The following is a 25,844-nucleotide window of genomic DNA, read 5'->3' as shown; positions in this document are numbered from 1 at the left end:
TCAGGCCCCGGTGCGCCCCATCCGGTGTTCGACCCGCCGCGCGACCTCGCTACTCGGGCGCCAGGAACGCCTGCAGCGCACGTGCGTACGACACCACGTCGGCCGCGCCCATCAGCTCGCGCGCCGAGTGCATGGCCAACTGGGCGGCTCCGACGTCGACCGTCGGAATCCCGGTGCGCGCGGCGGTCATCGGGCCGATGGTGGACCCACAGGGCAGGTCGGCGCGATGCTCGTAGCGCTGCAACGGCACGTCGGCCTGACGGCACGCCAGCGCGAACGCCGCCGCCGTGCGGCCATCGGTGGCGTACCGCAGGTTCGGCTGCACCTTGAGCACCGGGCCGGCGTTGACCTCGATGAGGTGCCCGGGTTCGTGCCGCTCCGGATAGTTGGGGTGCGTCGCATGGGCCATGTCCCCCGAGGCCACCATCGACCCGGGGAGCCGGCGCAGGTGGTCTTCACGACTGCCGCCCGCCGCCAACGTGATGCGCTCCAAGACCGTCGGCAGCAGATCCGACTGGGCGCCGTGGTCCGACGTCGACCCCACCTCCTCGTGGTCGAACAGCGCCAGCACGGGCACGAACCCGTCCGGGCGGGCCGCGCAGAACGCCTCCAGGCCCGCATAGCAGGTGCCCTGATTGTCCAGCCGCGGCGCGCTCACCAGCTCGCGATGCGCGCCGACGAGCCGCGACGGCGTCAGGTCGTGGGTCATGAGGTCGGCTGCCAGCACGGCGCCGGGGTCCACGTCGGCGTGCTCGGCCACGTGGGCCAGGAAGTCGCCGGCGCCGTAGCCCACTCCCCACACGGCGTTGACGTGACGTTGCGGGTTCAGCTCCACGCCCTTGCGGTCCTCGGAGAGGTGAATCGCCAACTGCGGCACGCGCAGCAGCGGATCGTCGATGCGCACCAGGCGGTGCTCGACGGTCCCCTGGGCGCGATACGAGATCCGGCCGCTGATGCCCAGGTCGCGGTCGAGCCACGAGTTCAGCCACGCGCCGCCGTAGGGCTGCAGCGCCACCACCTGCCACCCGGTGGAGAACCGGTCCGGATGCTGCTTCACCCTCAGGTTGGGGCTGTCGGTGTGGCCACCGACGATGCGGAACGGGGTCGCGGCGTCGGCGCTGCGCCACGCGACCAGCGAGCCGTCGCGCACGGTGAAGTACGGGCCGGGTTCACCGGGCCAGGGGTCGGCCTCACGCAGTTCGGTGAAGCCCTCGGCGCGCAGGCGCGCCGCCACGGTGGCGCACACGTGGTACGGCGACGGCGACGCGTCGACGAACGCACAGAGGGCCTCGGCACTACTCGACATGGGCACTCCCCGCTCCGTTCCCGCTCCGCTTCTTGCTGGACAGCATGCGCAATCCCGCTCCGCTTCTTGCTAGCCGGAATCTTTCCATCTTGACCACCGGATCTGATCATGATCGCGCTAGGGTCTCGTCGTGCCCGTTGATCAGCCCCAACCGGTACTCACCCCGCTGACCTCCGCGGCGATCTTCCTGGTCGCCACGATCGACGACGGCGGTGAGGCGACAGTCCACGACGCCCTGCCCGACCTCGCGGGCCTGGTGCGCGCCGTCGGGTTCCGTACGCCGACAGCCCAATTGAGCCTGGTCACGTCGTTCGGTTCGGATGCCTGGGATCGCCTGTTCAGCGGGCCCCGCCCCGCGAAGCTGCACCCGTTCGTCGAACTCTCCGGCGGCCGTCACCACGCGCCGTCGACGCCGGGCGATCTGCTGTTCCACGTCAAGGGACAGTCGATGGACGTCTGCTTCGAGCTGGGCAGCCGTGTGCTGGCGGCGATGGCAGGTGCGGTGACCGTCGTCGACGAGGTGCACGGTTTCCGCTTCTACGATCAACGCGACCTGCTGGGCTTCGTCGACGGCACCGAGAACCCCGATGGGCAGGCCGCGGTGGTCGCGACCCAGATCGGCGCCGACGACGGTGAAGATCCCGCGTTCGTCGGCGGCGGTTACGTGCACGTGCAGAAGTACGTGCACGACATGGCGGCCTGGAACTCCTTGAGCGTCGAGGAGCAGGAACGCGTCATCGGCCGCACGAAGCTCGAGGACATCGAGCTGCCCGACCCCAAGCCCGCCAATTCCCATGTCGCGCTGAACACCATCACCGACGCCGACGGCAACGAACGACAGATCGTGCGGGCCAACATGCCGTTCGGCACCTTGGGCGGCGGGGGCGAGTCCGGCACCTACTACATCGCCTACGCCGCCGATCCCGACGTCACCGAACGCATGCTGCGCAACATGTTCATCGGGGATCCGCCGGGCAACACCGACCGCATCCTGGACTTCTCCACCGCGGTGACGGGCGGCCTGTTCTTCACGCCCACCGCCGACTTCCTCGACGATCCGCCGGCGCTGCCGCCGCCCGCGACCGACGCGCCGCCCACCCCCGAGACTCCCGCCCGCCCGTCGGACGGCCACCTGTCGATCGGCAGCTTGAAAGGACACCCCCAGTGAACAACCTGTACCGCGATCTCGCGCCGATCACCGCCGAGGCCTGGGCGCAGATCGAGGAAGAGGCCTCCCGCACGTTCAAGCGTCACGTCGCGGGACGGCGCGTCGTCGACGTCAGCGACCCGGGCGGCGCCACCGCAGCGGCGGTGAGCACGGGCCACCTGCTCGACGTGCCGTCGCCGGGCGAGGGCGTGGTGACCCACCTGCGGCAGGCACAGCCGCTGGTCCGGTTGCGGGTGCCGTTCACCGTGACGCGCGAGGCCGTCGACGACGTCGAGCGCGGGGCGCAGGACTCCGATTGGGACCCGGTCAAGGACGCCGCGAAGAAGCTGGCGTTCGCCGAGGACCGAGCCATCTTCGAGGGGTACGAGGCGGCCCACATCGACGGCATCCGGGCGTGCAGCTCCAACCCGGCCCTGACGCTGCCGCCGGATGCCCGCGAGATCCCCGACGTCATCGCGCAGGCACTGTCGGCGCTGCGCCTGGCCGGTGTCGACGGCCCGTACTGCGTGCTGCTGTCGGCCGACGCGTACACCAAGGTCAGCGAGACCACCGAACACGGCTATCCCATCCGCGAGCACCTGAATCGCCTGGTGGACGGGGAGATCATCTGGGCGCCGGCCATCGACGGCGCGTTCGTGCTCTCGACGCGGGGTGGCGACTTCGACCTTCGGCTCGGCAGCGACGTGTCCATCGGCTACCTGTCCCACGACGCCCAGACGGTGCAGCTGTACCTGGAGGAGACGCTGACGTTCCTGTGCTACACCGCCGAGGCCTCGGTCGCCCTCGTGCCGAGCTGAGGCCGCGAGAGAGAGGAATTCTCTGGCGAAGTCAACGGTTGATCAGCGGGATCGCATGTCGTACTGTCAACCAAGTTGAGATGCAGTAAGTGCCGGGGGTTGCCTTCGTGCACGCGCGCGCGAGCTTCCGCTCGCCGAAAGGGTCACGGATGCAGCGGCTTTCGGTCGGCAGGCGGCTTGCCCGCCACTGGATGATCCTGGTTGCCATCGCAGTCGTCGCGATCGCCGGTTTCGCGGTCTACCGGCTGAACGGCATCTTCGGCTCCCAAGACGTCGTATCCACACCCGACAACAGCGCTAACGACACCAAGCCGTTCAACCCCAAGCACGTCGTGCTCGAGGTGTTCGGCCCACCGGGCACCGTCGCCTCCATCAGCTATCTCGACATCGACGCCCAGCCGCAGCACGCGGCCGACGTCGCACTGCCCTGGAAGTACGACACCACCACCACGCAACCGGCGGTGTTCGTCAACGTCCAGGCGCAGGGTGACAGCGACTCGCTGAGCTGCCGCATCACCATCGACGACGTCGTCAAGGACGAGAGAACGGTGAACACGTTGAACGCCTACACCTTCTGCCTGGACAAGTCCGGATGACGGCGTCGCACGACGCACCGACCCAACCCCTCACCGTGGACCGGCCCAGCCGGCTGGCGCGCGGAGTTCGGACGCTGTGCGTACCCATCGTGATCTTCTGGGTGCTGGTCGCCGGCCTCAGCAATGCGCTCGTGCCCCAGCTCGAGGAAGTCGGCGCCGAACACAACGTGGCGCTCAGTTCGCCGGATTCGCCGTCGCTGCAGGCGTTCAAACAGATCGGCGAGAAGTTCGACGAGTTCGACACCGACAGCGCCGCGATGATCGTCCTCGAGGGCGATCAGCCGCTGGGCGCCGACGCGCACCGCTACTACGACGAGATCGTCAAGCGCGTCGCCGCCGACACCACGCACGTCCAGCACGTGCAAGACTTCTGGGGCGATCCGCTGACCGCCGCGGGTTCGCAGAGTCCCGACGGCAAGGCCGCCTACGTCCAGGTGTTCCTGTCCGGCAACCAGGGCGAGGCACTGTCGCTGGAGTCGGTGGACGCGGTGCGCAAGATCGTCGACGACACGCCCGCGCCGCCGGGCGTCAAGGCCTACGTCACCGGCGCGGCCGCGCAGATCGCCGACCAATTCGAGGTGGGCAACCAGAGCACCCTCGTCGTCACGGCGCTGACCATCGGCGTCATCGCGGTGATGCTGCTGATCGTCTATCGCTCGCTGGTCACGATGCTGCTCGCCCTCATCACCGTGCTGGTCGAGATGTCGGCGGCGCGGGGCGTCGTGTCGTTCCTGGCCGATCAGGGGCTCATCGGGCTGTCGACGTACTCCACCAACATCCTGACGCTGCTGGTGATCGCGGCGGGCACCGACTACGTCATCTTCCTGCTCGGCCGCTATCACGAGGCGCGCGGCAACGGTTTCGACCGCGAGGTGTCCTGGTACGACATGTACCGCGGGACCACGCACGTCATCGTCGGCTCGGGCCTGACCATCGCCGGTGCGGTGTTCTGCCTCTACTTCACGCGACTGCCGTACTTCCAGAGCCTGGGCATCCCGGCGGCGCTCGGTGTGCTGGTGGCCCTCGCGGCGTCGGTGACGTTGGCGCCGGCGGTGATCGTCATCGGCGGCCGGTTCGGGCTGCTGGATCCGAAGCGCACCACCAAGAAGTACGGCTGGCGGCGCATCGGCACGGCGATCGTGCGGTGGCCCGGCCCGATCCTGTTCGCCACCATGGCCATCGCGCTCATCGGGCTGCTGGCGCTGCCGGGATACAAGACCAACTACGACGACAGCGTCTACATGCCCGCCAGCGCCCCCTCGAACGTCGGCTACGCCGCGGCCGAGCGGCACTTCTCGAAGGCCCGGCTGAACCCCGAGTTGCTGATGATCGACACGGACCACGACCTACGCAATCCCACCGACATGATCCTGTTGGAGCGCGTGGCCAAGGCCGTCTTCCACACCGACGGCGTCGCGCAGGTGCAGTCCATCACCCGTCCGCTGGGCACGCCGCTGGACCACACGTCGATCCCGTTCCAGATCAGCGCGTCCAGTGCGTCGCAGATTCAGAACCTGCCCTATCAGCAGGCCCGGGCCGACGACCTCACCAAGCAGGTCGCCGTCATCGACGACACCATCAACGTGCTGCGCCAGCAGATGGCGTTGCAGCAGCAGTCCAGCGACATCACCCACGAGCAGAGCGAGGCGTTCCAGCAGACGGTCGCGACGGCCCAGGAGTTGCGCAACAAGATCGCCGACTTCGACGACTTCTTCCGGCCGATGCGCGCCTACTTCTACTGGGAGCCGCACTGTTTCGACATCCCGGTGTGCAACGCGTTCCGGTCGCTGTTCGACTCGCTGGACGGCATCAGCGATCTCACCGACCAGCTGGCCAACGTCTCGGGCAGCATCGCGAAACTCGATGCGCTGCAGCCGCGGCTGTTGGCACTGCTGCCGCCGCAGATCGCGAATCAGCAGACCAACCGCGACCTGACGATGACCAACTACGCCACGACGTCGGGCATCTACGCGCAAACGCAGGCGGCACTGCAGAATTCGACGGCACTCGGGCAGGCGTACGACGCCTCGAAGACCGATGACTCGTTCTATCTGCCGCCGGAGGCATTCAGCAACCCGGAGTTCGTCCGCGGCTTGAAGCTGTTCCTGTCACCCGATGGCAAGGCAGCACGCATGATCATCACCCACGACGTCGATCCGGCCACGCCCGAGGGCATTTCGCACATCGAGGAGATCCGGGCCGCGGCCGCGGCCGCCGTGAAGGGCACACCCCTGGCGGGGTCGAAGATCTACATCGGCGGCGTGGCGTCGACGTACAAGGACATCGCGGAGATGTCGCACTACGACATCATCATCGCGGGCATCGCGTCGCTGAGCCTGATCCTGCTGATCATGATGTTCATCACCCGCAGCATCGTGGCGGCGTTGGTGATCGTCGGCACCGTGGCGCTGTCGCTGGGGGCGTCGTTCGGCTTGTCGGTGCTGGTGTGGCAGTACATCTTCGGGGTGCCGCTGTACTGGGTGGTGCTGGCGCTGGCGGTGATCCTGCTCCTGGCGGTCGGTTCGGACTACAACCTGCTGCTGGTCTCCAGATTCAAGGAGGAGATGCACGCCGGCTTGAACACGGGCATCATCCGGTCGATGGCGGGCAGCGGCTCGGTGGTGACGGCGGCCGGACTGGTGTTCGCGTTCACCATGGCGTCGTTCATCGTCAGCGACCTGCGGGTACTCGGTCAGGTGGGCACCACCATTGCGCTGGGCCTGCTGTTCGACACGCTGGTGGTGCGGTCGTTCATGACACCGTCGATCGCCGCCCTGCTGGGCAGGTGGTTCTGGTGGCCGCTGAACGTGCGGCAACGCCCGGTCCCGCAGAAGTTCGGCGATTCGGGCGCCGAGCAACTCGCACTGTTCTGACGCGATTCGTGGAGTTTCCGTCGCGGTGAGCGCGACGGAAACTCCACGAATCGCTACACCAGGACCGCGTCCAGGGCGGAGTAGAAGATGCCGAGACCGTCGTCGGAGGGGCCGGTCAGCGCCTCGGTGGCGTGTTCGGGGTGCGGCATGAGGCCCACGACGCGGCCGTTGGCCGAGGCGATGCCCGCGATGCCACGCTGCGAGCCGTTGACGTCATCGCGGTAGCGGAACACCACGCGGCCCTCGCCCTCCAACTCGTCGAGCACGGCCTCGGACGCCTGGTAGCGCCCCTCGCCGGACTTGAGCGGCACCAGGATGTCGGCGCCCGCCTCGTACCGGGTGCTCCACGCCGAGGTGTTCGACGCGACCTCGAGCCAGATGTCGCGGCACACGAAGTGCAATCCGGCGTTGCGCGTGAGAGCTCCGGGCAACAGGCCCGCCTCGCACAGCACCTGGAAGCCGTTGCAGATGCCGAGCACCGGCATCCCCTTGCCCGCGGCCTCGATCACCTCGCCCATCACGGGGGCGAACTTCGCGATGGCGCCGCACCGCAGGTAGTCGCCGTAGGAGAAGCCACCGGGGACGATGACGGCGTCGACGCCCTTGAGGTCGGCGTCACCGTGCCAGAGGCTGACGGCCTCACCCCCGGCCAGCCGGACGGCGCGGGCGGCGTCGACGTCGTCGAGCGTGCCCGGGAACGTGATGACCCCGACGCGAGCGGTCACGAATCGACCCTCGACACCTCGAAGTCCTCGATCACGGTGTTGGCCAACAGCGACTCGGCGATCTCGGCGAGCGCCTCGTCGCTGACGCTGTCGTCGACCTCGAGTTCGAAACGCTTGCCCTGGCGGACGTCCGACACTCCCGAGTGTCCCAGGCGCCCCAGGGCACCGACGATGGCCTGGCCCTGCGGATCGAGGATCTCGGCCTTGGGCATGACGTGCACTACGACCCGGGCCACGGGCGGCTCCTTCTCGGCTGAACTGCGGTCGCGGCTCACTCTACCGGCGGCACAATGGGGGCATGCAATTGACGCATTTCGGCCACTCCTGCCTACTCGCGAGCTTCCCCGACGAGACGGGTGGGCAGACGTCGATCCTGTTCGATCCCGGCACCTTCTCCCACGGCTTCGAGGGCATCACGGGCCTGTCCGCGATCCTGGTCACCCATCAGCATGCCGATCACGTCGACGCCGAGCGGCTGCCGGCACTGCTGGACGCCAACCCGCAGGCCAAGCTGTACTGCGATCCGATGACGGCGGCCCAGCTCGGCGGCCCGTGGACGGCCGTGCACGCCGGTGACGCGTTCAGCGTGGGGCATCTGGCCGTACGCGGCGTCGGCGGCACCCACGCGGTGATCCATCCCGACATCCCGCTCATCGACAACATCTCCTACCTGGTGGGCGACGGGGAGCACCCGGCGCGCCTCATGCACCCCGGTGACGCGTTGTTCACCCCCGGTGAACCGGTCGACGTGCTGGCGACCCCGGCGGCCGCCCCGTGGATGAAGATCTCCGAGGCCGTCGACTACCTGCGTGCGGTGGCGCCCCAGCGCGCCGTGCCGATCCACCAGGCGGTCGTCGCGGAGCAGGCCCGCGGCATCTACTACGGCCGGCTGTCCGAGATGACCGACACCGACTTCCGCGTGCTCACCGAGGAACACGGCACCGAGTTCTGATGCAGCGCCTGATCTTCACCGGGCACATCGCGGGTTTCGGTACGCGTGCCGGGGTGCGGTTCGTCGTGGGCCGCTGGCTCGACTCCCCCTTCGGCAGCTTCGCCGACGTCATGGTCGAGGCCGCCGACGGCACCCGCACGCTACTGGCGCCCCGCCGGGACATCGCCGACTTCGTCACCGACACCTACACGTTCGACGACGTCGACGTGGGTGAGGTGGCCGTGGACCAGGCACCGCACACCCTGGAGATCGCCGCCCCCGGGTTGCACGTCACCGCCGCGCTCGGCGGACCCGCGCCGTTCGACACCCTGTTGCGCCTCGTCCCGCCGCCGTTGTCACGGAAACCGTTGTGGCTCAAGGTCATCGATCCGGTGGCCGCCCGGCTGGTCACGGGAGTGCACACGGCCGGATCGGCGGGCAACGGCCGGCGCGAGTACTACGGCGTGCGGCGCACGCGGCGCATCACCGGGGTGAACGGCACGTTCCGCGGCACGGATCTGGGCGACGTGGCGCCGCTCGACCCGCCCGTGCGGTTCGGGTTCTCGTCGGCGCCCGCGACACCGCAGCTCGTGTCGGTGACGACGACGGTCGAGGTGCCCTAGGCGGTCAGGCGGCGTCGGTCAGTGCGGTCGGTGGGGCCCACCGGTACACCGCGGGCCGGCAGCCGTGCAGCAATGCCAGGTCGACGGCGTCCAGTACGGCCTGACGGGGGCCGGATCGCCCGAGTTGGTTGGCGGCCACCGAGATTCGCACGGTGCCCGCGCGGCGGGCGGTGCGGCCGCTGGCCAGCACCAGCGTGCGGCACCACCACGGCTCGGCGAGGAAACCCTCGCCGACGCCGAGAACCCGCGCCCGCAACGTGGTCTGGCGCGCGAGGTCGGTGATGCCGGTGACCCCCGCCAGCAGCCGGAAGCCGTTGTCGGGCAGCGCATGGACGACGCCGTCGGAGACGGTCCAGCCGGGGGCGGCGAACAGGCGGGTGCGCAATCCGAGGTGTTCGAGGACGCGGTCGGCGCCCTTGAGCCGCAGGCCGGCCTCGTGGGCGGGCAGCGAGGCGAACTCGCCGCGGCGCTTCTTGGTGGCGGCCTCGTCGTACCCGTGCAGCACGATCGCATCGCCGGCGCTGCGCCGCAGCGCCAACCACGCGACGGTCTCCGCGTCGTCTTCCAGGCGGTAGCCGTGCTTGCGTCGCGGCGCCACCAGCAACGACGCCGGGACGTCGCGGCGGTGCAGTTGCTCGCGGAAGGCGGCGGCGTCGGCCAGCGTGCGGTCCCTGATCCCGGAGATCGAGACGATCAGTTCTCCAGCCACGTGACCAGTGTGCCGACGTCAGGTGTCCGGGGCGTTGCGGACACCCGAGCGGCAGGCGACCATCGGGTGTGGCCTTAGCCGGGAAGGACGGCCTCGATGGCGGCGACGACCTCCGGGGCGTCGGGCTCGGTGCGGGGCCGGAACCGGCTGACCACGCGTCCGTCCGGGGCCACCAGGAACTTCTCGAAGTTCCACTGCACGTCACCGGCGCTGCCGTCGGCGTCGGGCGTCGCGGTCAGCTCGGCGTACAGCGGGTGCCGATCGGGGCCGTTGACGTCGGTCTTGGCCAGCAGCGGGAACGTCACCCCGTAGGTCGTCGAGCAGAACGTCTGGATCTCCTCGGCGGTGCCGGGCTCCTGGCCCATGAATTGGTTGCACGGCACGCCGACGACGGTCAGGCCGCGGTCCCGGTAGTCCGACGCCAGCTTCTCCAACGCAGCGTATTGCGGTGTGAGACCGCATTTGGACGCGACGTTGACGATGAGCGTCGCGCCCCCGGACAGCTCGGCGAGCGTCGTGGGGGTGCCGTCCAGCGTGGTCAGGGCGATGTCGGTGACCGTCATGGCGCCGACGCTACCCCGGGATCGGCGGTGGCCAGCACCCAGGCGAACTGGAACGCGGTCTCCTTCCACCGCTTGTAGCGGCCGCTGAGGCCGCCGTGCCCGGCCACCATCTCGGTCTTGAGCAGGACGTCGGTGGCTCCCACGTGCCGCAGTGCCGCCACCCACTTCGCGGGTTCCACGTAGTAGACCCGGGTGTCGTTGAGCGACGTCATGGCCAAGATCGCCGGGTACGTTCTCGGCGCGACGTTCTCGTAGGGCGTGTAGGACTTCATGTACTGGTAGACGGCCTCGTCCTCGAGCGGGTTGCCCCACTCGTCCCACTCGGTGACGGTGAGCGGCAAGGACGGATCCAGGATGGTGGTGAGCGCGTCGACGAACGGCACCTGCGCCAGAATGCCGGCGAACAACTCGGGTGCCATGTTGGCCACCGCCCCCACCAGCAGGCCGCCCGCGCTGCCGCCGAGCGCGACCTGACGGTGCGGCTCGGTGACCCCGGTGTCGACGAGATGGCGTGCGACGGCGATGAAGTCGGTGAACGTGTTGCGCTTGTGCAGCAGCTTGCCCTTCTCGTACCACGGCCGGCCCAGCTCGCCGCCGCCGCGCACGTGCGCGACCACGAACACCATCCCGCGGTCCAGCAGGCTCAACCGGGCGATGGAGAACCGCGGGTCCTCGCACGACTCGTAGGCTCCGTAGCCGTACAGCAGCACCGGCGCCGGCAGGGTCACGTCGGCGCGGTGCACGATCGAGATGGGGATGCGCGCACCGTCGTCGGCGACGGCCCAGTCGCGGCGTTCGACGTAGTCGCCCGGCCGGTAGTCGCCCAGCACCGGCTGCTCGCGCAACAGGATGCGCTCCCCGGTGACCAGGTCCAGGTCGTAGATGCGCAGCGGCACGACGAACGACGTGGTGGCGACGCGCAGCCGCGGCGTCGACCAGTTCGGGTTGCCCGCCAGCCCCGACGACGTGAGCTCGGTGTCGAACTCGACCTCTTGGGCGCGGCCGTAGGCGCCGTCGGAAGTGATGGGCCACAGCTGGATTCGCGGTAGGGCCGCGCTGCGGTAGCTCACCACCAGCAGTCCGTCGAAGGCGTCGACGGCATCCAAGCGGACGTCGTCGCGATGCTCGATGAGCGTGCGGAACTCGGTGGGCCGGTCCACCGGAGCCTCGACCAGCGTGAAGTTCTCCGCACCGTCGTTGTGCAGGATCAGGAAACGGTCCTCGCCGCCCACCACCGCGTGTTCCACCGAGTACTCGACCTGCTCGCGGCGCGGCAGCACCGCCGTGAACGTGGCCTCGGGGTCGGTGGCGTCGGCGTAGCGGACCTCGGTGGTGACGGCGCTGCCGGCGGCGATGAACAGGTACTTGTCACTGCGCGAGCGGCCGACGCCCACCCAGAACCGTTCGTCGGGTTCGTGGTACACCTTCTCGCCGGGCTGACCCGCGCCCAGCCGGTGCCGCCACACCGTGTCGGGACGCCAGGCGTCGTCGACGGTCACGTAGTAGAGGGTGTGGCCGTCGGCGCCCCAGGTGGCGCCCGCACCGATGCCGGCGATCACGTCGTCGTACAGCTGGCCGGTACGGAGGTCCTTGAAGCGCAGCGTGTAGCGCTCGTCCCCCAGCACGTCCACGGAATAGGCCAGCGTGTGCCCGTCGATGCTCACCGACGCCGCGCCCAGCGAGAAGAACTCGTGCCCCTCGGCCTCGACGTTCTCGTCGAGCAGCACCTGTTCGCCGGGAATCTCGGTGTGCTCGTCGAACAGCGGCGGGGACCAGTCGTCGGCGTCGGCCACGGGGCAGCGGCAGTGCACGCCGTACTGCTTGCCCTCGATGGACCTGGCGTAGTACCACCAGTCGCCGCGACGGGTCGGCACCGAGAGGTCGGTCTCCTTGGTGCGGGCCTTGATCTCGTCGAAGATCTTCTGCCGCAGCGGTTCCAGGTGTGCGGTGCGGGCCTCCGCGTAGGCGTTCTCGGCCTCGAGGTGGCTGATGACCTCGGGGTTGGACTTCTCCCGCAGCCATTCGTAGGGGTCGACGAAGACGTCCCCGTGGTGGACGCGTTCGTGGTCGACGCGCTTGGCGATGGGCGGTGTGGTCATCAGGCTCCCAACCAGTCGGCGAAGGATAGTCCGGAGATGCGTTCGTAGGCTTCGACGTAGCGCGCCCTGGTGGCCTCGACCACCGCGGAGGGCAGCGCGGGCGGTGGGGTGTCCCCGTGCCGGTCCCACCCGGATTCCGGGCCGGTGAGCCAGTTGCGCACGAACTGCTTGTCGAAGCTCGGCTGCACCTGCCCCTCGGCGTAGGTGTCGGCCGGCCAGTACCGCGACGAGTCGGGGGTCAGCACCTCGTCGGCCAGTACGAGGTCGCCCGCCGCGTCGACGCCGAACTCGAACTTGGTGTCGGCGAGGATGATGCCCTTGCTCAGCGCGTGCTCGGCCGCCGTGGAGTAGATCGCCAGCGTCTCGTCGCGCAGCCGGGCGGCGCGCTCGGCACCCACCATCTCGACCACGCGGTCGAAGCTGATGTTCTCGTCGTGCAGCCCGATCTCGGCCTTGGAGGCGGGCGTGAACAGCGGTTGCGCGAACTTGCTGGCCTCAGTGAGCCCCGCGGGCAGCGGGATCCCGCAGACCTGGCCGGTCTGGCGGTAGTCGATGAGACCCGATCCGGTCAGGTAGCCGCGGGCCACGCACTCCACGGGCACCATCTCGAGTTGGCGCACCACCAGCGCGCGGCCGAGGACCTCGGCGGGGATGCGCTCGTCGTCCGGCGGGCCTGCGAGGTGGTTGGGCGCGTCGAGCAGGTCGAAGAAGAACACGCTCATGGCCGTCAGCACGCGCCCCTTGTCGGGGATCGCGCTGTCGAGCACGTAGTCGTATGCCGAGATGCGGTCGCTGGCGACGAACAGCAGGTGATCGGCGTCGATGCGGTACAGCTCGCGGACCTTGCCGCTGGCCAGATGGTGGTAGTCGCTCAGAGCCGGGCGCATTGGGCAACACTATCTGCTGGGATCGGGGCATGAGTTCTCGCTATGTGCCGTATGCGACCAGGCCCGGCCGGCTGCTCGCGCAGTTGTTCAGTGACGCGGCGGTGGTGCTGTGGTCGGCGCTGTGGGTGTTCGTGGGCCTGGCGGTGCACGCCGCGGTCGCCACGATCGCCGACGTGGGCCGGCAGGTTCACGACGGCGCGAACGGGGTCGCCGACAACCTCAACTCGGCCGGTGACGGCACCAACGACGTGCCGCTCATCGGCAACGCCCTGAGCAAGCCGCTGCGTGCGGCGGCCGACGCGGCGCTGGACATCGCGGGCGCGGGGGCGAACCTCGATTCGACGGCCACGTGGCTGGCGGTGGTGCTGGCCCTGGCCGTCGCGGCCCCGCCCATCCTGTTCGTCGCGATGCCGTGGCTGTTCTTGCGCGTGCGGTTCGCGCGGCGCAAGTTCACGGCGCTGACGCTGGCCGCGACGCCGGCCGGGGAGCAGCTGCTGGCACTGCGGGCGCTCACCAATCGGCCATTGGGCAAGCTCGCCGCCGTCAGCATCGATCCGGTGGGCGCCTGGCGTCGCGACGACGCCATCGCCGTGCGCGGCTTGGCGAACCTGGAGCTGCGCGCCGCCGGCCTCGCCCGCCGCCACTAGCGATTTCGGCGCGCTTTCGTTCGCTCACCGAACGTTTCCGCGCCCAAATCGCGGGGAGGGGAACCGCCGCAGTCCCGACTGCGTCCTATCGTCGTGCTGGACGATCTCCTCCGCCGCCATGACGGAGTCATCACGCTGCAGCAGGCCGCTTCCGTCGGCATCAGCGCACAAGCGGTGCGGCGGCGTGTCACCTCGGGACGCTGGCGCCGTTGTTCGCAGGGCGTCTACTTCGCCGACGACCGCCCGTTCTCCGACGCCGCCCGAATCCGCGCGGCAGTGTGGGGGTACGGGCTCGACGCGGCCGGGTCTGGTCTGACCGCGGCGTGGTGGCTGGGGCTGACGCGGTTCGCGCCCGGCACCGTGGAGGTCACGGTCCCCAGGAACAGCCACGGTCGACGGCGCAGCGGCGTCTGTGTTCGCCGTCGCGATCTGGCGTCCACCGACGTCACGGAGCACCGGCAGCTGCGGGTGACGACGTTGCCCCTCACGGTGGTCGAGGCCGCCGCCCGACGCGGTGGCGGGCCGCAGTTGATGGACAACGCACTGCAGCGGCACACCAACGTGGACGCACTCTGGTCGGCGCATCTCCGCCACCGGGGCAGGTACGGCTCTCCCCGGGCGCGTCAGCTGCTGCAGGCCGCCGAGGAGGGCACCCGTTCGACGGCTGAACGATTGATGGCCCGCTTGCTCAGGTCGGCGGGCATCACGGGTTGGAAGGCCAACCAGCGGCTCCTCGGCTACGAGGTCGACTTCTTGTTCCGTGACGCCTGGCTGGTGATCGAGGTCGACGGGTACGCGTTCCACAGCGACGCCGACGCATTCGAGCGCGACCGCGTCAAGCAGAACGCGCTCTCCCTTGCCGGTTACCAGGTGCTCCGGTTCACGTGGATCGACCTGGATTCTTACCCCGAGCGTGTGCTCGACGAGGTCCGACGCGCGATTTCGGCGCGCTGACGTTCGCTCACCGAACGTTTACGCGCCGAAATCGCGCAGGGGCGTCAGGGGTGGAGCGCGACCACCAGGTGGCGGATCCCGGTGTGCCGGTTGCTGCGGGTCCACTCGACGGGCGCCACCACCGTGCCCGACGCGAACCGCGCCAGCAGTTCCTCGAACAGCACGCGCAACTCCAGGCGCGCCAGGTTGGCACCCAGGCAGTAGTGCACGCCCTGGCCGAAACCCAGGTGCGGATTGGGTTTGCGCGTGACGTCGAAGACGTCCGGCCGGGCGAACACCAACGCGTCGCGGTTGGCGGAGCCCTCCCAGATCTGCACCTTGTCCCCGGCGCGGACCTCGCAGCCGCCGAGCACGACGTCGCGGGTGGCGGTGCGCCGCTTCGACGGCGACGGCGACGTCCACCGCACCATCTCCTCGACGGCCACGCCCAGGCCGTCCAGATCGGCGCGCAGGACGGCCAGCTGGTCGGGTGCGTGCAGCAACGCCAGCAGGCCGCCGGCGACGGCGTTGCGGGTGGTCTCGGCGCCGGCGCTGAACAGCAGGCTGAAGAACAGGTACAGCTCGAGTTCGGACATGCCGCCCGCGGCCGCCACCACCGAGAGCATGTCGTCGGAGGGTGTCGCCCGCTTGGTGGCGATCAGCTCCCTCGCGTAGGCCCACATGCGCGCGCCGTCGTCGGCGTTGCTCTCCCGCGCCAGGTCGAACTGCGGCTCGATGGCGTGGAACAGCCAGTGCCGTTCGGATTCCGGCACTCCCAGCAGGATGCAGATCATCTGCATGGGCAGTTCGGCGGCGACGTCGACCAGGAAGTCGAAGGGCTCCCCCGGTACCACCGCATCGAGCAGCCTGCGGGTGCGGGCACGCAGGTCGTCCTCCACGCGACGGATCATCCGCGGCGTGAGGCCCGAGGACACCAGCCGACGGATCTCGGCGTGCCGCGGGTCGTCCATCATGTTGAGCACCTGGCCTGCGATCGGCAGGTCGCCGAGCAGCGTGCCGCCGTAGGGGCGCGTTCCGCCGGTCACCGACGAGAACGTCTCCGGATCGCGGAGTACCGCCAGGGTTTCGGCGTGCGTGGCCACCGACCAGAAGCCTTCCCCGTCGGGGGTGTGCGCGGTGGGCTCGTGCCAGTACACGGGTGCTTCGCTGCGGTGGCGGGCGAAGAGGTGGTGCGGGAAGCCGTGCGCGAAGTTGTCGAGATCGGTGAGGTCGACCTCGGCCAGCACGCCTCCCGCCCGCGTCACAAGATGTCGCCCGCCGAGTACTTCGCGGCATCGGGGTGACGCGCCACCAGCTCGTCGACGGCCGCGACCACCGAATCCACCTGTGCGGCAGCGGCTCCCGTGAACGCGGCCCGGTCGGCCAGCGCCGCGTCGAGGGCCGCGCGGTCCAGCGGCAGCCGGTCGTCGGCGGCCAGCCGGTCCAGCAGATCGGGTTCGCGTCCCTGCTCGCGCATGGCCAGGGCGACGGCGACGGCGTGTTCCTTGATGACGTCGTGCGCGGTCTCGCGGCCGACGCCGGCGCGGACGGCGGCGATGAGGATCTTCGTGGTGGCCAGGAACGGGAGGTAGCGGTCGAGTTCGCGCTGGATCACCGCGGGGTAGGCGCCGAACTCGTCGAGCACGGTGAGGAACGTCTCGATCATGCCGTCGACGGCGAAGAACGCGTCGGGCAGCGCCACGCGGCGCACCACCGAGCAGAACACGTCGCCCTCGTTCCATTGCGCGCCTGCGAGTTCCGCCGCCATCGACCCGTAGCCGCGCAGCACGACCTGCAGGCCGTTGACCCGTTCGCAGGACCGGGTGTTCATCTTGTGCGGCATGGCCGACGAGCCGACCTGGCCGGCCTTGAAACCCTCGGTGACCAGTTCGTGGCCGGCCATCAGCCGGATGGTGTGGGCCAGCGACGACGGTCCGGCGCCGAACTGCACGAGCGCCGAGACCACCTCGTGGTCGAGCGAGCGCGGGTACACCTGGCCGACGCTGGTGAACACCACCGCGAAGCCCAGGTATTCGGCCACGCGACGCTCCAGTTCGGCGAGCCGCGCGGTGTCCCCGTCGAACAGGTCGAGCATGTCCTGGGCGGTGCCCATGGGCCCCTTGATGCCGCGCAGCGGGTAGCGCTCGATCAGCTCCTCCAGGCGGCGCAGCGCCAGCAGCGTCTCCTCGGCGGCCGACGCGAAGCGTTTGCCGAGGGTGGTGGCCTGCGCGGCGACGTTGTGCGAACGGCCCGCCATCACCACGTCGCGGTACTGCGCGGCGCGCGACGCGAGCCGGGCGACCACGGCGACGCCGTGGGCGTGGACCAGCTGCAGCGAGCGGCGGATCTGCAGTTGCTCGACGTTCTCGGTGAGGTCGCGGCTGGTCATGCCCTTGTGCACGTGTTCGTGCCCGGCCAGCGCGTTGAACTCCTCGATGCGGGCCTTGACGTCGTGGCGGGTGACGCGTTCGCGAGCCGCGATCGAGGCCAGGTCGACGTCTTCCAGCACCCGTTCGTAGTCCTCGACCACGCCGGCGGGGACGTCGACGCCCAGTTCGGCCTGGGCGCGCAGGACGGCCAGCCAGAGTCGTCGTTCGGCGACGATCTTCGCCTCGGGCGACCAGATCGCGCGCATCTCCTCACTGGCGTAGCGGTTGGCCAACACGTTGGGGATCGTCACGAACACACAGTTTAGGAGTCGCCGTACGGCAGGGTGGATCGCATGTACTTCGTGGGCGTCGACCTGGCACCGACCGAGCACGACCAGACGGGCATCGCCGTGGCCGAGGCCGACGGCCGCCTGGTGCACCTGGGCACCGCATCCTCGGATGCCGACGTGCAGAGCGCCGTGGCCCCCTACGTCGCCGACGACTGCCTGGTGGCCGTCGCCGACGGACCGCGCGCCGAGGCGCTGGCCCGTGAGTGGGGCCTGGCCCTGGACGAGTCCTCGACCCGACGCGCGCTGCTGGTGTCTCCGCACGCAGCGGCGGCGCTGTTCGGGGTCGATGCGTCACGGGCGCCGGACGTCGGCCGCCGCAAGCGGGACCTGTTGGCGCTCATGACGCATCTGGAGGAATTGGACGCGGCGACGCCACGGTTGCGCGTGAACCGCAACATCACCTGGGTGGAGCTGCGCAAGCGGGTGGAGGCCGCGACGCGCGCCGGTCAGCTCGACCGCGACGGCGATCCCGTCGACGCCGTGGTGTGCGCGTACGTCGCGCTGTGCTGCCAGGCACGACCGCAGGACGTGACGATCACGGGGTCCCGCGCCGCGGTGCTGGCCCCCGCGCACCCTTCGGCGCAGCCGCGCCCGACGATGGGCACGCGGTCGGCGGTCCAGGAGGCGGTCGAGAAGTACGCTGCGCGACGGCCCGCGCTGGTGGAGGCCTGTGATCGCTACCTGCGGCTGGTCCGGGGGCTGCTCGACGATGCGGGCATCAACTATCTGAGCGTGACCGCGCGCACGAAGACCGTCGAGTCGTTTGCGGGCAAGGCCACCCGGACGGCGGGTGATCGGGCCCCGTTCGGCGACCCGCTCTCGGAGATCACCGACCAGATCGGGCTGCGGGTCATCACCTACCTGCGCGACGACGTGGCGACGGTGGCGACGCTGCTCGGCGAGGAGTTGCGGTTGCTGGAGGACCGGGACTGGGGCGCGGAGACGGCGCGGGAGGGCCGGTGGGGTTATGCCAGCCGTCATCTGCTGGTGGGGATCGAGGGCGAACAGCAGCCGGCGTCGATCCAGATTCGCACGGTGTTGCAGCACGCGTGGGCGGAGTTCGAGCACGACATCCGCTACAAGGGGTCGATCCCGGCGGCACACGGTCCCGACCTGGATCGCCGGTTCACGTTGGCGGCGGGTCTGTTGGAGTTGGCCGACGGCGAGTTCTCGGCGATTCGGGAGCGCTTGCGCGGGACCGGCGTCGACGCCGGCGCCGCGGAGGAGACCGACACGTCGGATCCGCGGATCGTGACCCCGGTGCTGGCGACGTATCTGGGCAACCGGTACGCCGATGCCGGGTGGTCGCGCACCGACCACTACGGCTGGATCTCGGGTCTGCTGCTCGAACTCGGGATCACGTCGCTGGCCGAGCTGACCGCGGTGCTCGACCAGGTGGACGAGGTGGCCGTCAACCGCGCCATGGACTATCGGTATCCGGCGGGCGCGGTGCGCAGGCTCGACGATGCGCTACTGGCGCGGTTCGGGGATCGCTACCTCGCGCTGCACGGCAATGCCCATCGAAAGGACCTGCTGCGCACCAGGTTCGACAAGATCACTGGGGACCACCGTCGAGATTCGCCGGATCGGTGATGGTTTGGCCGCGGATGCCGAGCTGGCGGTTGATCAGCGTGGTGACGAAGAACAGCACCACGCCGACGGCCACCAGCGCCCCGGCGAGCACGTATTGCGACGCGGGTCTGCCCGAGAAGGGCAGCACCAGGTAGGCCGAGACCACGGCGCCGACGACGGGTAGCACCGTCGGGGTCTTGAAGTGTGCCCCGTCCTCGCGGACGTCGCGCCGCAGCACCAGCACGGCGACGTTGACCACGGTGAACACCGCCAGCAGCAGCAGTGAGGTGGTGCCGCCGAGCACGGAGACCGCCGACTTGCTGGCGAATGCCGACACGTAGAGGATGAGCCCGAACGCGATCACGGTGGTGAACAGGATGGCCACCCACGGCGTGTGCCGGGTGCGGTGCACGGTGCCGAGGACGGGCGGCAGCACGTGCTGGCGGGCCATGCCGTAGATGAGCCTGCTGGCCATCAGCATGTTGATCAGTGCGGTGTTGGACACCGCGAACATGGTGATGAACGGGAAGATCTCGTCGATGGGCAGGCCGGGTGCGGCGGCCTCGACGACGTCGACGAGCGGCGTCGAGCTGGTGCGCAGGTCGCCGATGGGCACCAGGGCCACCGCGATGATGGACACCAGGACGTAGACGATGCCGGCAATCGTCAGGCCGGTCAACAACACTCGGGGGAACACCCGCACCGGGTCCTTGGTCTCCTCGGCCATGTTGACCGAGTCCTCGAATCCGACCATCGCGAAGAACGCCAGCGACGTCGCGGCGGTGATGGCGACGAACGTGCTGCGTTCCTCCTCGCTGTCGAACACCATCACCCGGGACAGGTCGAAGTCACCGCCCTGCGTGAACGCCCACAGGCCGACGAGGATCACCACGCCCAGGCCGGTGATCTCGACGATGGTGAGCACCACGTTGAGCTTGACGCTCTCGCTGACGCCGCGAAAGTTGATGGCCGCCAGCACGGCCATGAAGGCCAGCGCGATGGCGGCGACCGCCAGCTTCTCCTCGCCGAGGCCGAAGCCCTTGAGGAAGTTGGCGGCGAATGCCTGCGATGCGGTGGACGCCGACGTGATGCCCGAGCACATCACGACGAATGCCACCAGGAACGTGAAGAAGTGGATGCCGAAGGCCTTGTGCGCGTAGAGCGCTGCACCGGCGGCCTGCGGGTACTTGGTGACCAGCTCCAGGTAGGAGAACGCGGTGACGGTCGCGATGGCGAACGCGATGAGGAACGGCAGCCATGCGGCGCCGCCGACTTCGCCGGCCACCTGGCCGGTGAGCGCGTACACGCCGGTGCCCAGGATGTCGCCGACGATGAACAGCAGGAGCAGCCCCGGGCCCATGACCCGCTTGAGCTGAGGTTCGGACTCGGCGATATCGGGTTGGGTCATGTGCGCTCCTCTGCCGTCAGTCACCTGGTGTCGACCAGTTTCTGGTGGTATCGGTGTTCGCCGCAACCGCGTCGAGGAATCGCGCGACCTCGCGAGCGTCGTGCGACCGCTGCCATCCGAAGGTGGTGGGGCGTTGTGCGCGGTCGTGCCAGAAGTGTCCCGGCCGCGACGGGGGCCGCACCGCCACCAGCCACACCGCGGTGTCGGCGGCGTCGGTGGTGTCGCGCAGCAGCGGTGCGGTGATGCTGCGGAAGGTCGGCAACGCCTCGGCGACGCCGGGCGTCTCGGCCCAGCCGGGATGCATGCTCTCCACCCGCACGTCGGTGTCCGCGAGGCGTCGGGCCCAGGCGTCGGCGAGCACCACCTGCATCCGCTTGGTGCGCGCATACACCCGCACCCCGTCGTAGTCGCCGGCGGTGGATTCGAGATCGTCGGCAGACAGCCCGGCGCTGTACATCCCTCCGGAGGACACGAACACCACCGAAGCCCCGCCGGCCCCGCCTGCGGCCCGCAGCAGGGGCAGCAACCGCTCGGTCATCAGGTGCGGGCCCAGGACGTGCACGGCCAGTTGGGTCTCGTGCCCCTGCGGGGTCTCGGCTCGGGTCTTGGGCATGGCGCCGGCGTTGTGCACCAGCCCGGTCAGGGAGTCGATGCGCGACGCCAGGTCGTCGGTCCAGGCCCGGACGGCGTCGAGGTCGCCGACGTCGCATACCTCTTCGATGACGACGGCGCCGGGCACCAGTCCGCGGACCACACCCGCGCTGTGGCGCACCTTGTCGGGGTTGCGGCCCAGCAGGTGCACGGTGGCGCCCAGGCGGGCGAACGACACGGCCATCGCCTCGCCGATGCCCGACGTGGCTCCGGTGACCACGACGCGCTTGCCCGCCAGTGCCTGCAGCGGTGGGTCGGCGGGCCACCACGCCCGACGCAGCGCGGATCCCAGCTTGGTGTAGCCGATCAGCGAGCGGTCGAGGGCAACGTCGAGGGCGTTGGCCAGGGTGCTGCCCAGGGTGCCGCCCAGAGTGCTGTTCATCGCCTGCCTAGGTAGCCATGGGGCGCGCCGGTCAAACTCCCGAGGCGTCCAGTGGAGCGAGCACGTCGATGACCTCGACCAGGGTGGCGCGGGCGGCGGCGCGGGCGCCCTCTCCGACGCCGACGAGCGATGCCACCACGGCGCCGTCGACGGCACACACCAGGGCGGTGACCAGTTCCTCCCGCACGGCGCGGCCGGACCGCTCGACGACCTCGACGACCGCGTCGGCGCGCTTCTTCATCATCTGGCGTTGGACGTCGCGCAACGCGGGTTGGCGCGCGCAGGCGATGTAGCGCTCGTAGCGCGAGATGAGTTCCTCGGAGTCGCTCGAACCGGGGCCGTCGCCGACCAGCAGGTCGACCAGGACGTCGGCCGTGGACTCGGCGCCGCGCTTGCGGCGGGACAGCCCGGCGACGCGCAGGTTGAGCTTCTCGGACTCGCGGCTGCCGACGTGTTCGACGGCCTTGGCGATGAGGTCGTCGAGGGAGGAGAAGTAGTAGGTCGTGGAGGCCAGCGGCAGCCCCGCGCGACGGGCGACGGCGCGGTGCCGGACGGCGTCGAAGCCGCCTTCGCACAGCAGGTCGGCGGCCGCGCTGACGAGCGCGTACCGTCGCCGCTCCCCCTTCGGGGTGACCGCTGCCGTCACGGTGAACATGCTGCCAGCCGCGGGGTCACGTCATGACGCTTTCGGCCAATCATCAGCTGCTACTCAGCCATTCGATGACTCCCCGTGGCTTTGGCATGATGTCGGTCGTGTCTGATCTGAGCCGGCGCACGCTGTTGCGCCTGGGCGCCGGTGCCGCCGGCGCGTGTGCGGTGTCCTCGGCCGTGGGGTTGACCCTGGGGTCGCCGACGGCCACGGCGGCCCCCGCGCCGACGTACACCACCGGGTCGTTCGTGTCCGCCGCGCGCGGCGGGGTGACCACGAACTGGGCCATCGCGCGGCCGCCGGGGCAGACCGCGCCGCTGCGCCCGGTGATCGCCCTGCACGGCAAGGGGCAGGACGCGGCGGGGGTGATGGCCGGCGGTGTCGAGGGCGGTCTGGCGCAGGCCGTGGCCGCCGGGCTGCCGCCCTTCGCGGTGGTGGCCGTCGACGGCGGGGGCGGGTATTGGCATCGGCGCGCCTCGGGTGAGGACTCCGGCGCCATGGTGCTCGACGAGCTGCTGCCGATGTTGTCGGGGCAGGGCCTCGACACGTCGCGCGTCGGGTTCCTCGGCTGGTCGATGGGTGGTTACGGCGCGCTGCTGCTGGGCGGGCGGCTGGGCCCGGCGCGCACGGCGGCGATCTGCGCGGTGAGCCCGGCGCTGTGGACGTCGTCGGGCGCGACGGCGCCGGGTGCGTTCGACGGTGCGGATGACTATGCGGCCAACAGCGTGTGGGGAATGCCTGCGCTGAACTCGATTCCGATCCGCGTCGAATGCGGCGACGACGACCCGTTCTACTCGGCCACCAAGCAGTTCATCGCGCAGCTGCCTCATCCGCCTGCGGGCGGCTTTTCTCCCGGCGGGCACGACGGGGCGTTCTGGAGTTCCCAGCTGCCCGCCGAGATCTCCTGGATGGCCCCGCTCCTCGTCGCCTAGCCGAGTCGGCCTTCGGCTGCGGCCAGGCCGATGTCGGTGCGAAAGTGGCTGCCCGCCAGCCGGATTCCGTTGATTCGGGCGTAGGCCTGGTCACGCGCGGCCGCGAGGTCGGCGCCGGTGCCGACCACCGACAGCACCCGACCTCCGGAGGAGACCACGACGCCGTCGTCGCGCCGCGTCCCCGCGTGCAGGACGCCCTCGGCCTCCGACCCCGTGATCGGGTCGCCGACGCGGGGCCTGCCCGGATAGTTCTCGGCCGCGAGCACCACGGTGACGGCGGCGCCGTCGCGCCACCGCAGGGCCGGCTGGGCGGCCAGGTTCCCGGTGGCCGCGGCGCGCAGCACCTGACCCAGGGGGCTGTCCAGCAGCGCCAGGACGGCCTGGGTCTCCGGGTCGCCGAATCGGCAGTTGAACTCCACGACGGCGGGGCCGTTCGACGTCATGGCCAGCCCGGCGTACAGCAGGCCGCTGAACGGGCAACCCCTGGACACCATCTCGGCGGCGACGGGGGCGACGACGTCGGACACGATGGCCTCGACCGTGCCGTCGGCCAGCCAGGGCAGCGGCGCGTAGGCGCCCATGCCGCCGGTGTTGGGCCCGGTGTCGCCGTCGCCGACGCGCTTGAAGTCCTGGGCGGGGAGCAGCGGCACCACGGTGTCACCGTCGACGATGCAGAAGAGGCTGACCTCGGGACCGTCGAGGAAGGATTCGAGGAGGACGGGATGCCCGGCGTCCAGCAGGCCTGCGGCGTGCACGCGCGCGGCGTCGCGATCGGCGGTCACCACCACGCCCTTGCCCGCGGCCAGGCCGTCGTCCTTGACCACCCACGCCGCCTCCCCGGACGGCGGCCCGAAGCGGTCCAGCGCGGCGTCGAGATGTGCTGGGTTGTCCACGATCTCGCTGCGGGCGGTGCGCACCCCGGCGGCGTCCATGACGTCCTTGGCGAAGGCCTTGGAGCCCTCGATGCGGGCGGCGTCCTTGGACGGCCCGAAGCAGGCGATCCCCGCCTCGCGCAGGGCGTCGGCGACGCCGAGGACCAGTGGCACCTCGGGACCGATGACCACCAGATCGGTGCCCAGACGTTGGGCGAGGTGCACCACCTCGGCGCTGGAGGTCACGTCGACGTCGTGCTGGTCGGCGATGCCAGCCGTTCCCGCGTTGCCCGGGGCGACGGCCAGGCCGGTCACCTCGGGGTCGCGGCGCAACGCCAGGAGCAGGGCATGTTCGCGGGCGCCGGAGCCTATGACGAGGACGTGCACGCGTGTCACAGTAGCGCCCCGGCCTCGGGCATACATATCTCGACAAGGTGTATGGTCTAGTCGAACGTGCCGTACGTCACACGAAGGAGTTCGCCATGACGACCACGCCTTCTTCCATGCCCGCTTCCGTGCCCTCTTCCATGCCCGCTTCCATGCCCCCTCCCGTGCCCCCTTCCATACCCGCCCCCCTCCTTCCCCCCGGGTGGGACTTCACCGACCCCGACGTCCTGCTTCGCGGCATCCCCGTGGAGGAGTTCGCGCGCCTGCGGAAGACCGCGCCCGTCTGGTGGAACGCCCAGGAGGAGTCGATCTTCGACGACGGCGGCTACTGGGTGGTCAGCCGCCACGACGACGTGAAGGCCATCTCCCGCAACGGCGACGCGTGGTCCACCAACGCCAAGGGCGCGGTCATGCGTCTGCCCGACGGAGTCACCAAGGAGCAGCTGGACCTCACCAAGGCCCTGCTGATCAACCACGACGCCCCCGAGCACACCCGGTTGCGCAAGATCGTGTCGCGCCTGTTCACCCCGCGCGCCGTCGCCACGCTGGAGGCGACGCTCGCCGAATCGGCACGTGCCATCGTGGCCGATGCCGCCGAGAAGGGCAGCGGCAACTTCGTCGACGACGTCGCCACGCTGCTGCCCCTGCAGGCCATCGCCGACCTGATCGGCGTACCGGAGTCCGACCGCGAGCGGCTGTTCCACTGGTCGAACTGCATCATGAACACCGACGACCCCGACTTCGACTCGGATCCGACGACGGCCAACGCCGAGCTGATGGGCTACGCCTACGGCATGGCCGAGGAGCGCCGCCGCAGCCCCAGCGACGACATCGTCACCCGCCTGGTGCAGGCCGAGGACGGCGGCGAGGCCATCAGCGACGTGGAGTTCGCGTTCTTCGTCATCCTGCTGGCCGTGGCGGGCAACGAGACCACGCGAAACGCCATGACGCACGGCATGAACGCGTTCTTCGAGCATCCCGACCAGTGGGAGCTGTTCCTGCGCGAGCGCCCCGCGACCGCGGTCGACGAGATCATCCGCTGGGCCAGCCCGGTGCACTGCTTCCAACGCACCGCGCTGATCGACGTGCCGTTCGGCGACGTCGTCGTGAAGGCCGGGCAGCGCGTCGGGCTGTTCTACAGTTCGGCGAACTTCGACGAGACCGTCTTCGAGCACCCCTTCGCATTCGACATCACGCGGAATCCCAACCCGCACTTGAGCTTCGGCGGCAACGGCGCCCACTTCTGCATCGGCGCCAACCTGGCCCGCATGGAGATCCGGTTGATCTTCGACGAGATCGCCAATCAGATTCCCGACATCACGAAACTCGGTGAACCGCAACGGCTGCGATCCGGGTGGATCAACGGCGTCAAGGATCTGCCCGTGTCCTACCAGGGCTGAACCGGCATCGGGCGC

24 protein-coding genes are annotated in these 25,844 nt (G+C 69.9%); 11 read left to right on the top strand and 13 right to left on the bottom strand.

The window, feature by feature from the left end:
- Positions 1 to 49: 49 nt before the first annotated feature.
- Positions 50 to 1,306: a M18 family aminopeptidase gene (locus AC30CM_RS15270; protein WP_490117738.1), complete on the bottom strand. Its 1,257-nt coding sequence runs from the start codon at positions 1,304 to 1,306 to the stop codon at positions 50 to 52.
- A gap of 130 nt (positions 1,307 to 1,436) precedes the next feature.
- On the opposite strand from AC30CM_RS15270, the gene AC30CM_RS15265 reads away from it, so the two are divergent.
- The 4 genes from AC30CM_RS15265 (at position 1,437) to AC30CM_RS15250 (ending at position 6,740) form a co-directional block, all read left to right on the top strand.
- Positions 1,437 to 2,474 (top strand): Dyp-type peroxidase, encoded by a 1,038-nt coding sequence (locus tag AC30CM_RS15265; RefSeq protein ID WP_490117737.1) that lies wholly within the window; start codon positions 1,437 to 1,439, stop codon positions 2,472 to 2,474.
- Positions 2,471 to 3,271, top strand: coding sequence for a family 1 encapsulin nanocompartment shell protein (locus tag AC30CM_RS15260; RefSeq protein WP_490117736.1), 801 nt, complete (start codon positions 2,471 to 2,473; stop codon positions 3,269 to 3,271). The genes AC30CM_RS15265 and AC30CM_RS15260 overlap by 4 nt, the downstream gene beginning before the upstream one ends.
- 149 nt (positions 3,272 to 3,420) lie before the next feature.
- Positions 3,421 to 3,867 (top strand): MmpS family transport accessory protein, encoded by a 447-nt coding sequence (locus AC30CM_RS15255; RefSeq protein ID WP_490117735.1) that lies wholly within the window; start codon positions 3,421 to 3,423, stop codon positions 3,865 to 3,867.
- Positions 3,864 to 6,740, top strand: a complete 2,877-nt coding sequence (locus AC30CM_RS15250) for an MMPL/RND family transporter (protein ID WP_490117734.1) — start codon at positions 3,864 to 3,866, stop codon at positions 6,738 to 6,740. The genes AC30CM_RS15255 and AC30CM_RS15250 overlap by 4 nt, the downstream gene beginning before the upstream one ends.
- Positions 6,741 to 6,793: 53 nt before the next feature.
- Here AC30CM_RS15250 and purQ read toward each other — a convergent pair whose 3' ends face one another.
- On the bottom strand, positions 6,794 to 7,465 hold the full coding sequence (gene purQ / locus AC30CM_RS15245; RefSeq protein ID WP_490117733.1) for a phosphoribosylformylglycinamidine synthase subunit PurQ: 672 nt from the start codon (positions 7,463 to 7,465) through the stop codon (positions 6,794 to 6,796).
- Complete coding sequence (gene purS / locus AC30CM_RS15240; RefSeq protein WP_490117732.1) at positions 7,462 to 7,701, bottom strand: phosphoribosylformylglycinamidine synthase subunit PurS; 240 nt, start codon at positions 7,699 to 7,701, stop codon at positions 7,462 to 7,464. The genes purQ and purS overlap by 4 nt, the downstream gene beginning before the upstream one ends.
- Before the next feature lie 62 nt (positions 7,702 to 7,763).
- On the opposite strand from purS, the gene AC30CM_RS15235 reads away from it, so the two are divergent.
- Entirely contained in the window at positions 7,764 to 8,417 is a 654-nt protein-coding gene (locus AC30CM_RS15235; RefSeq protein WP_490117731.1) for an MBL fold metallo-hydrolase, read from the top strand.
- Positions 8,417 to 9,019 (top strand): hypothetical protein, encoded by a 603-nt coding sequence (locus AC30CM_RS15230; RefSeq protein WP_490117730.1) that lies wholly within the window; start codon positions 8,417 to 8,419, stop codon positions 9,017 to 9,019. The genes AC30CM_RS15235 and AC30CM_RS15230 overlap by 1 nt, the downstream gene beginning before the upstream one ends.
- Before the next feature lie 4 nt (positions 9,020 to 9,023).
- Here AC30CM_RS15230 and AC30CM_RS15225 read toward each other — a convergent pair whose 3' ends face one another.
- The 4 genes from AC30CM_RS15225 to AC30CM_RS15210 form a co-directional block, all read right to left on the bottom strand.
- Positions 9,024 to 9,728 (bottom strand): DUF2334 domain-containing protein, encoded by a 705-nt coding sequence (locus AC30CM_RS15225; protein WP_490117729.1) that lies wholly within the window; start codon positions 9,726 to 9,728, stop codon positions 9,024 to 9,026.
- A gap of 74 nt (positions 9,729 to 9,802) precedes the next feature.
- A complete protein-coding gene (locus tag AC30CM_RS15220) occupies positions 9,803 to 10,291 on the bottom strand; it encodes a glutathione peroxidase (RefSeq protein ID WP_490117728.1) in 489 nt (162 codons plus the stop codon).
- Entirely contained in the window at positions 10,288 to 12,390 is a 2,103-nt protein-coding gene (locus AC30CM_RS15215; RefSeq protein WP_490117727.1) for a S9 family peptidase, read from the bottom strand. Before AC30CM_RS15215 ends, AC30CM_RS15220 begins: the two co-directional genes overlap by 4 nt.
- The gene (locus AC30CM_RS15210; RefSeq protein ID WP_490117726.1) at positions 12,390 to 13,277 is read right to left on the bottom strand and encodes a phosphoribosylaminoimidazolesuccinocarboxamide synthase; all 888 of its coding nucleotides are present in this window, start codon (positions 13,275 to 13,277) and stop codon (positions 12,390 to 12,392) included. The genes AC30CM_RS15215 and AC30CM_RS15210 overlap by 1 nt, the downstream gene beginning before the upstream one ends.
- Positions 13,278 to 13,306: 29 nt before the next feature.
- Between AC30CM_RS15210 and AC30CM_RS15205 the strand changes: the two genes are divergently transcribed.
- Both AC30CM_RS15205 and AC30CM_RS15200 read left to right on the top strand, forming a co-directional pair.
- Positions 13,307 to 13,924, top strand: a complete 618-nt coding sequence (locus tag AC30CM_RS15205) for a hypothetical protein (protein ID WP_490117725.1) — start codon at positions 13,307 to 13,309, stop codon at positions 13,922 to 13,924.
- Positions 13,925 to 14,017: 93 nt separating this feature from the next.
- Positions 14,018 to 14,878 carry a type IV toxin-antitoxin system AbiEi family antitoxin domain-containing protein gene (locus AC30CM_RS15200; protein ID WP_490117724.1) on the top strand — a complete coding sequence of 287 codons (861 nt, stop codon included), beginning with the start codon at positions 14,018 to 14,020 and terminating at the stop codon, positions 14,876 to 14,878.
- A 44-nt stretch (positions 14,879 to 14,922) separates the two neighbouring features.
- Here AC30CM_RS15200 and AC30CM_RS15195 read toward each other — a convergent pair whose 3' ends face one another.
- Both AC30CM_RS15195 and purB read right to left on the bottom strand, forming a co-directional pair.
- On the bottom strand, positions 14,923 to 16,122 hold the full coding sequence (locus AC30CM_RS15195; protein ID WP_490117723.1) for a cytochrome P450: 1,200 nt from the start codon (positions 16,120 to 16,122) through the stop codon (positions 14,923 to 14,925).
- Positions 16,119 to 17,537, bottom strand: coding sequence for an adenylosuccinate lyase (purB, locus tag AC30CM_RS15190; RefSeq protein WP_490117722.1), 1,419 nt, complete (start codon positions 17,535 to 17,537; stop codon positions 16,119 to 16,121). Before purB ends, AC30CM_RS15195 begins: the two co-directional genes overlap by 4 nt.
- A gap of 42 nt (positions 17,538 to 17,579) precedes the next feature.
- On the opposite strand from purB, the gene AC30CM_RS15185 reads away from it, so the two are divergent.
- Complete coding sequence (locus AC30CM_RS15185; protein ID WP_490117721.1) at positions 17,580 to 19,169, top strand: DUF429 domain-containing protein; 1,590 nt, start codon at positions 17,580 to 17,582, stop codon at positions 19,167 to 19,169.
- Here the strand turns inward: AC30CM_RS15185 and AC30CM_RS15180 are convergent.
- From AC30CM_RS15180 to AC30CM_RS15170, 3 genes are read right to left on the bottom strand one after another with little or no spacing between them, the layout of a single operon-like run.
- Complete coding sequence (locus AC30CM_RS15180) at positions 19,132 to 20,556, bottom strand: APC family permease (protein WP_490117720.1); 1,425 nt, start codon at positions 20,554 to 20,556, stop codon at positions 19,132 to 19,134. The two genes, AC30CM_RS15185 and AC30CM_RS15180, sit on opposite strands and share 38 nt — an antisense overlap.
- A 16-nt stretch (positions 20,557 to 20,572) precedes the next feature.
- On the bottom strand, positions 20,573 to 21,589 hold the full coding sequence (locus tag AC30CM_RS15175) for an SDR family NAD(P)-dependent oxidoreductase (RefSeq protein ID WP_490117719.1): 1,017 nt from the start codon (positions 21,587 to 21,589) through the stop codon (positions 20,573 to 20,575).
- 31 nt (positions 21,590 to 21,620) lie between these two features.
- A complete protein-coding gene (locus AC30CM_RS15170) occupies positions 21,621 to 22,244 on the bottom strand; it encodes a TetR/AcrR family transcriptional regulator (RefSeq protein ID WP_490117718.1) in 624 nt (207 codons plus the stop codon).
- An 86-nt stretch (positions 22,245 to 22,330) separates the two neighbouring features.
- Here AC30CM_RS15170 and AC30CM_RS15165 point away from each other — a divergent pair, with 86 nt between their 5' ends.
- Complete coding sequence (locus tag AC30CM_RS15165) at positions 22,331 to 23,170, top strand: alpha/beta hydrolase (RefSeq protein ID WP_490117717.1); 840 nt, start codon at positions 22,331 to 22,333, stop codon at positions 23,168 to 23,170.
- On the opposite strand, the gene purD is transcribed toward AC30CM_RS15165, so the two are convergent.
- Positions 23,167 to 24,429, bottom strand: a complete 1,263-nt coding sequence (gene purD, locus AC30CM_RS15160; protein ID WP_490117716.1) for a phosphoribosylamine--glycine ligase — start codon at positions 24,427 to 24,429, stop codon at positions 23,167 to 23,169. The two genes, AC30CM_RS15165 and purD, sit on opposite strands and share 4 nt — an antisense overlap.
- 152 nt (positions 24,430 to 24,581) lie before the next feature.
- On the opposite strand from purD, the gene AC30CM_RS15155 reads away from it, so the two are divergent.
- On the top strand, positions 24,582 to 25,829 hold the full coding sequence (locus AC30CM_RS15155) for a cytochrome P450 (RefSeq protein ID WP_490117715.1): 1,248 nt from the start codon (positions 24,582 to 24,584) through the stop codon (positions 25,827 to 25,829).
- The last annotated feature ends 15 nt before the right edge of the window (positions 25,830 to 25,844 follow it).

It is taken from the genome of Mycobacterium sp. DHQP2018-32-09 (assembly GCF_058148405.1).
The sequence above is the reverse complement of the archived record's forward strand: the minus strand, read 5'-3'. Positions and strand labels throughout refer to the sequence as shown.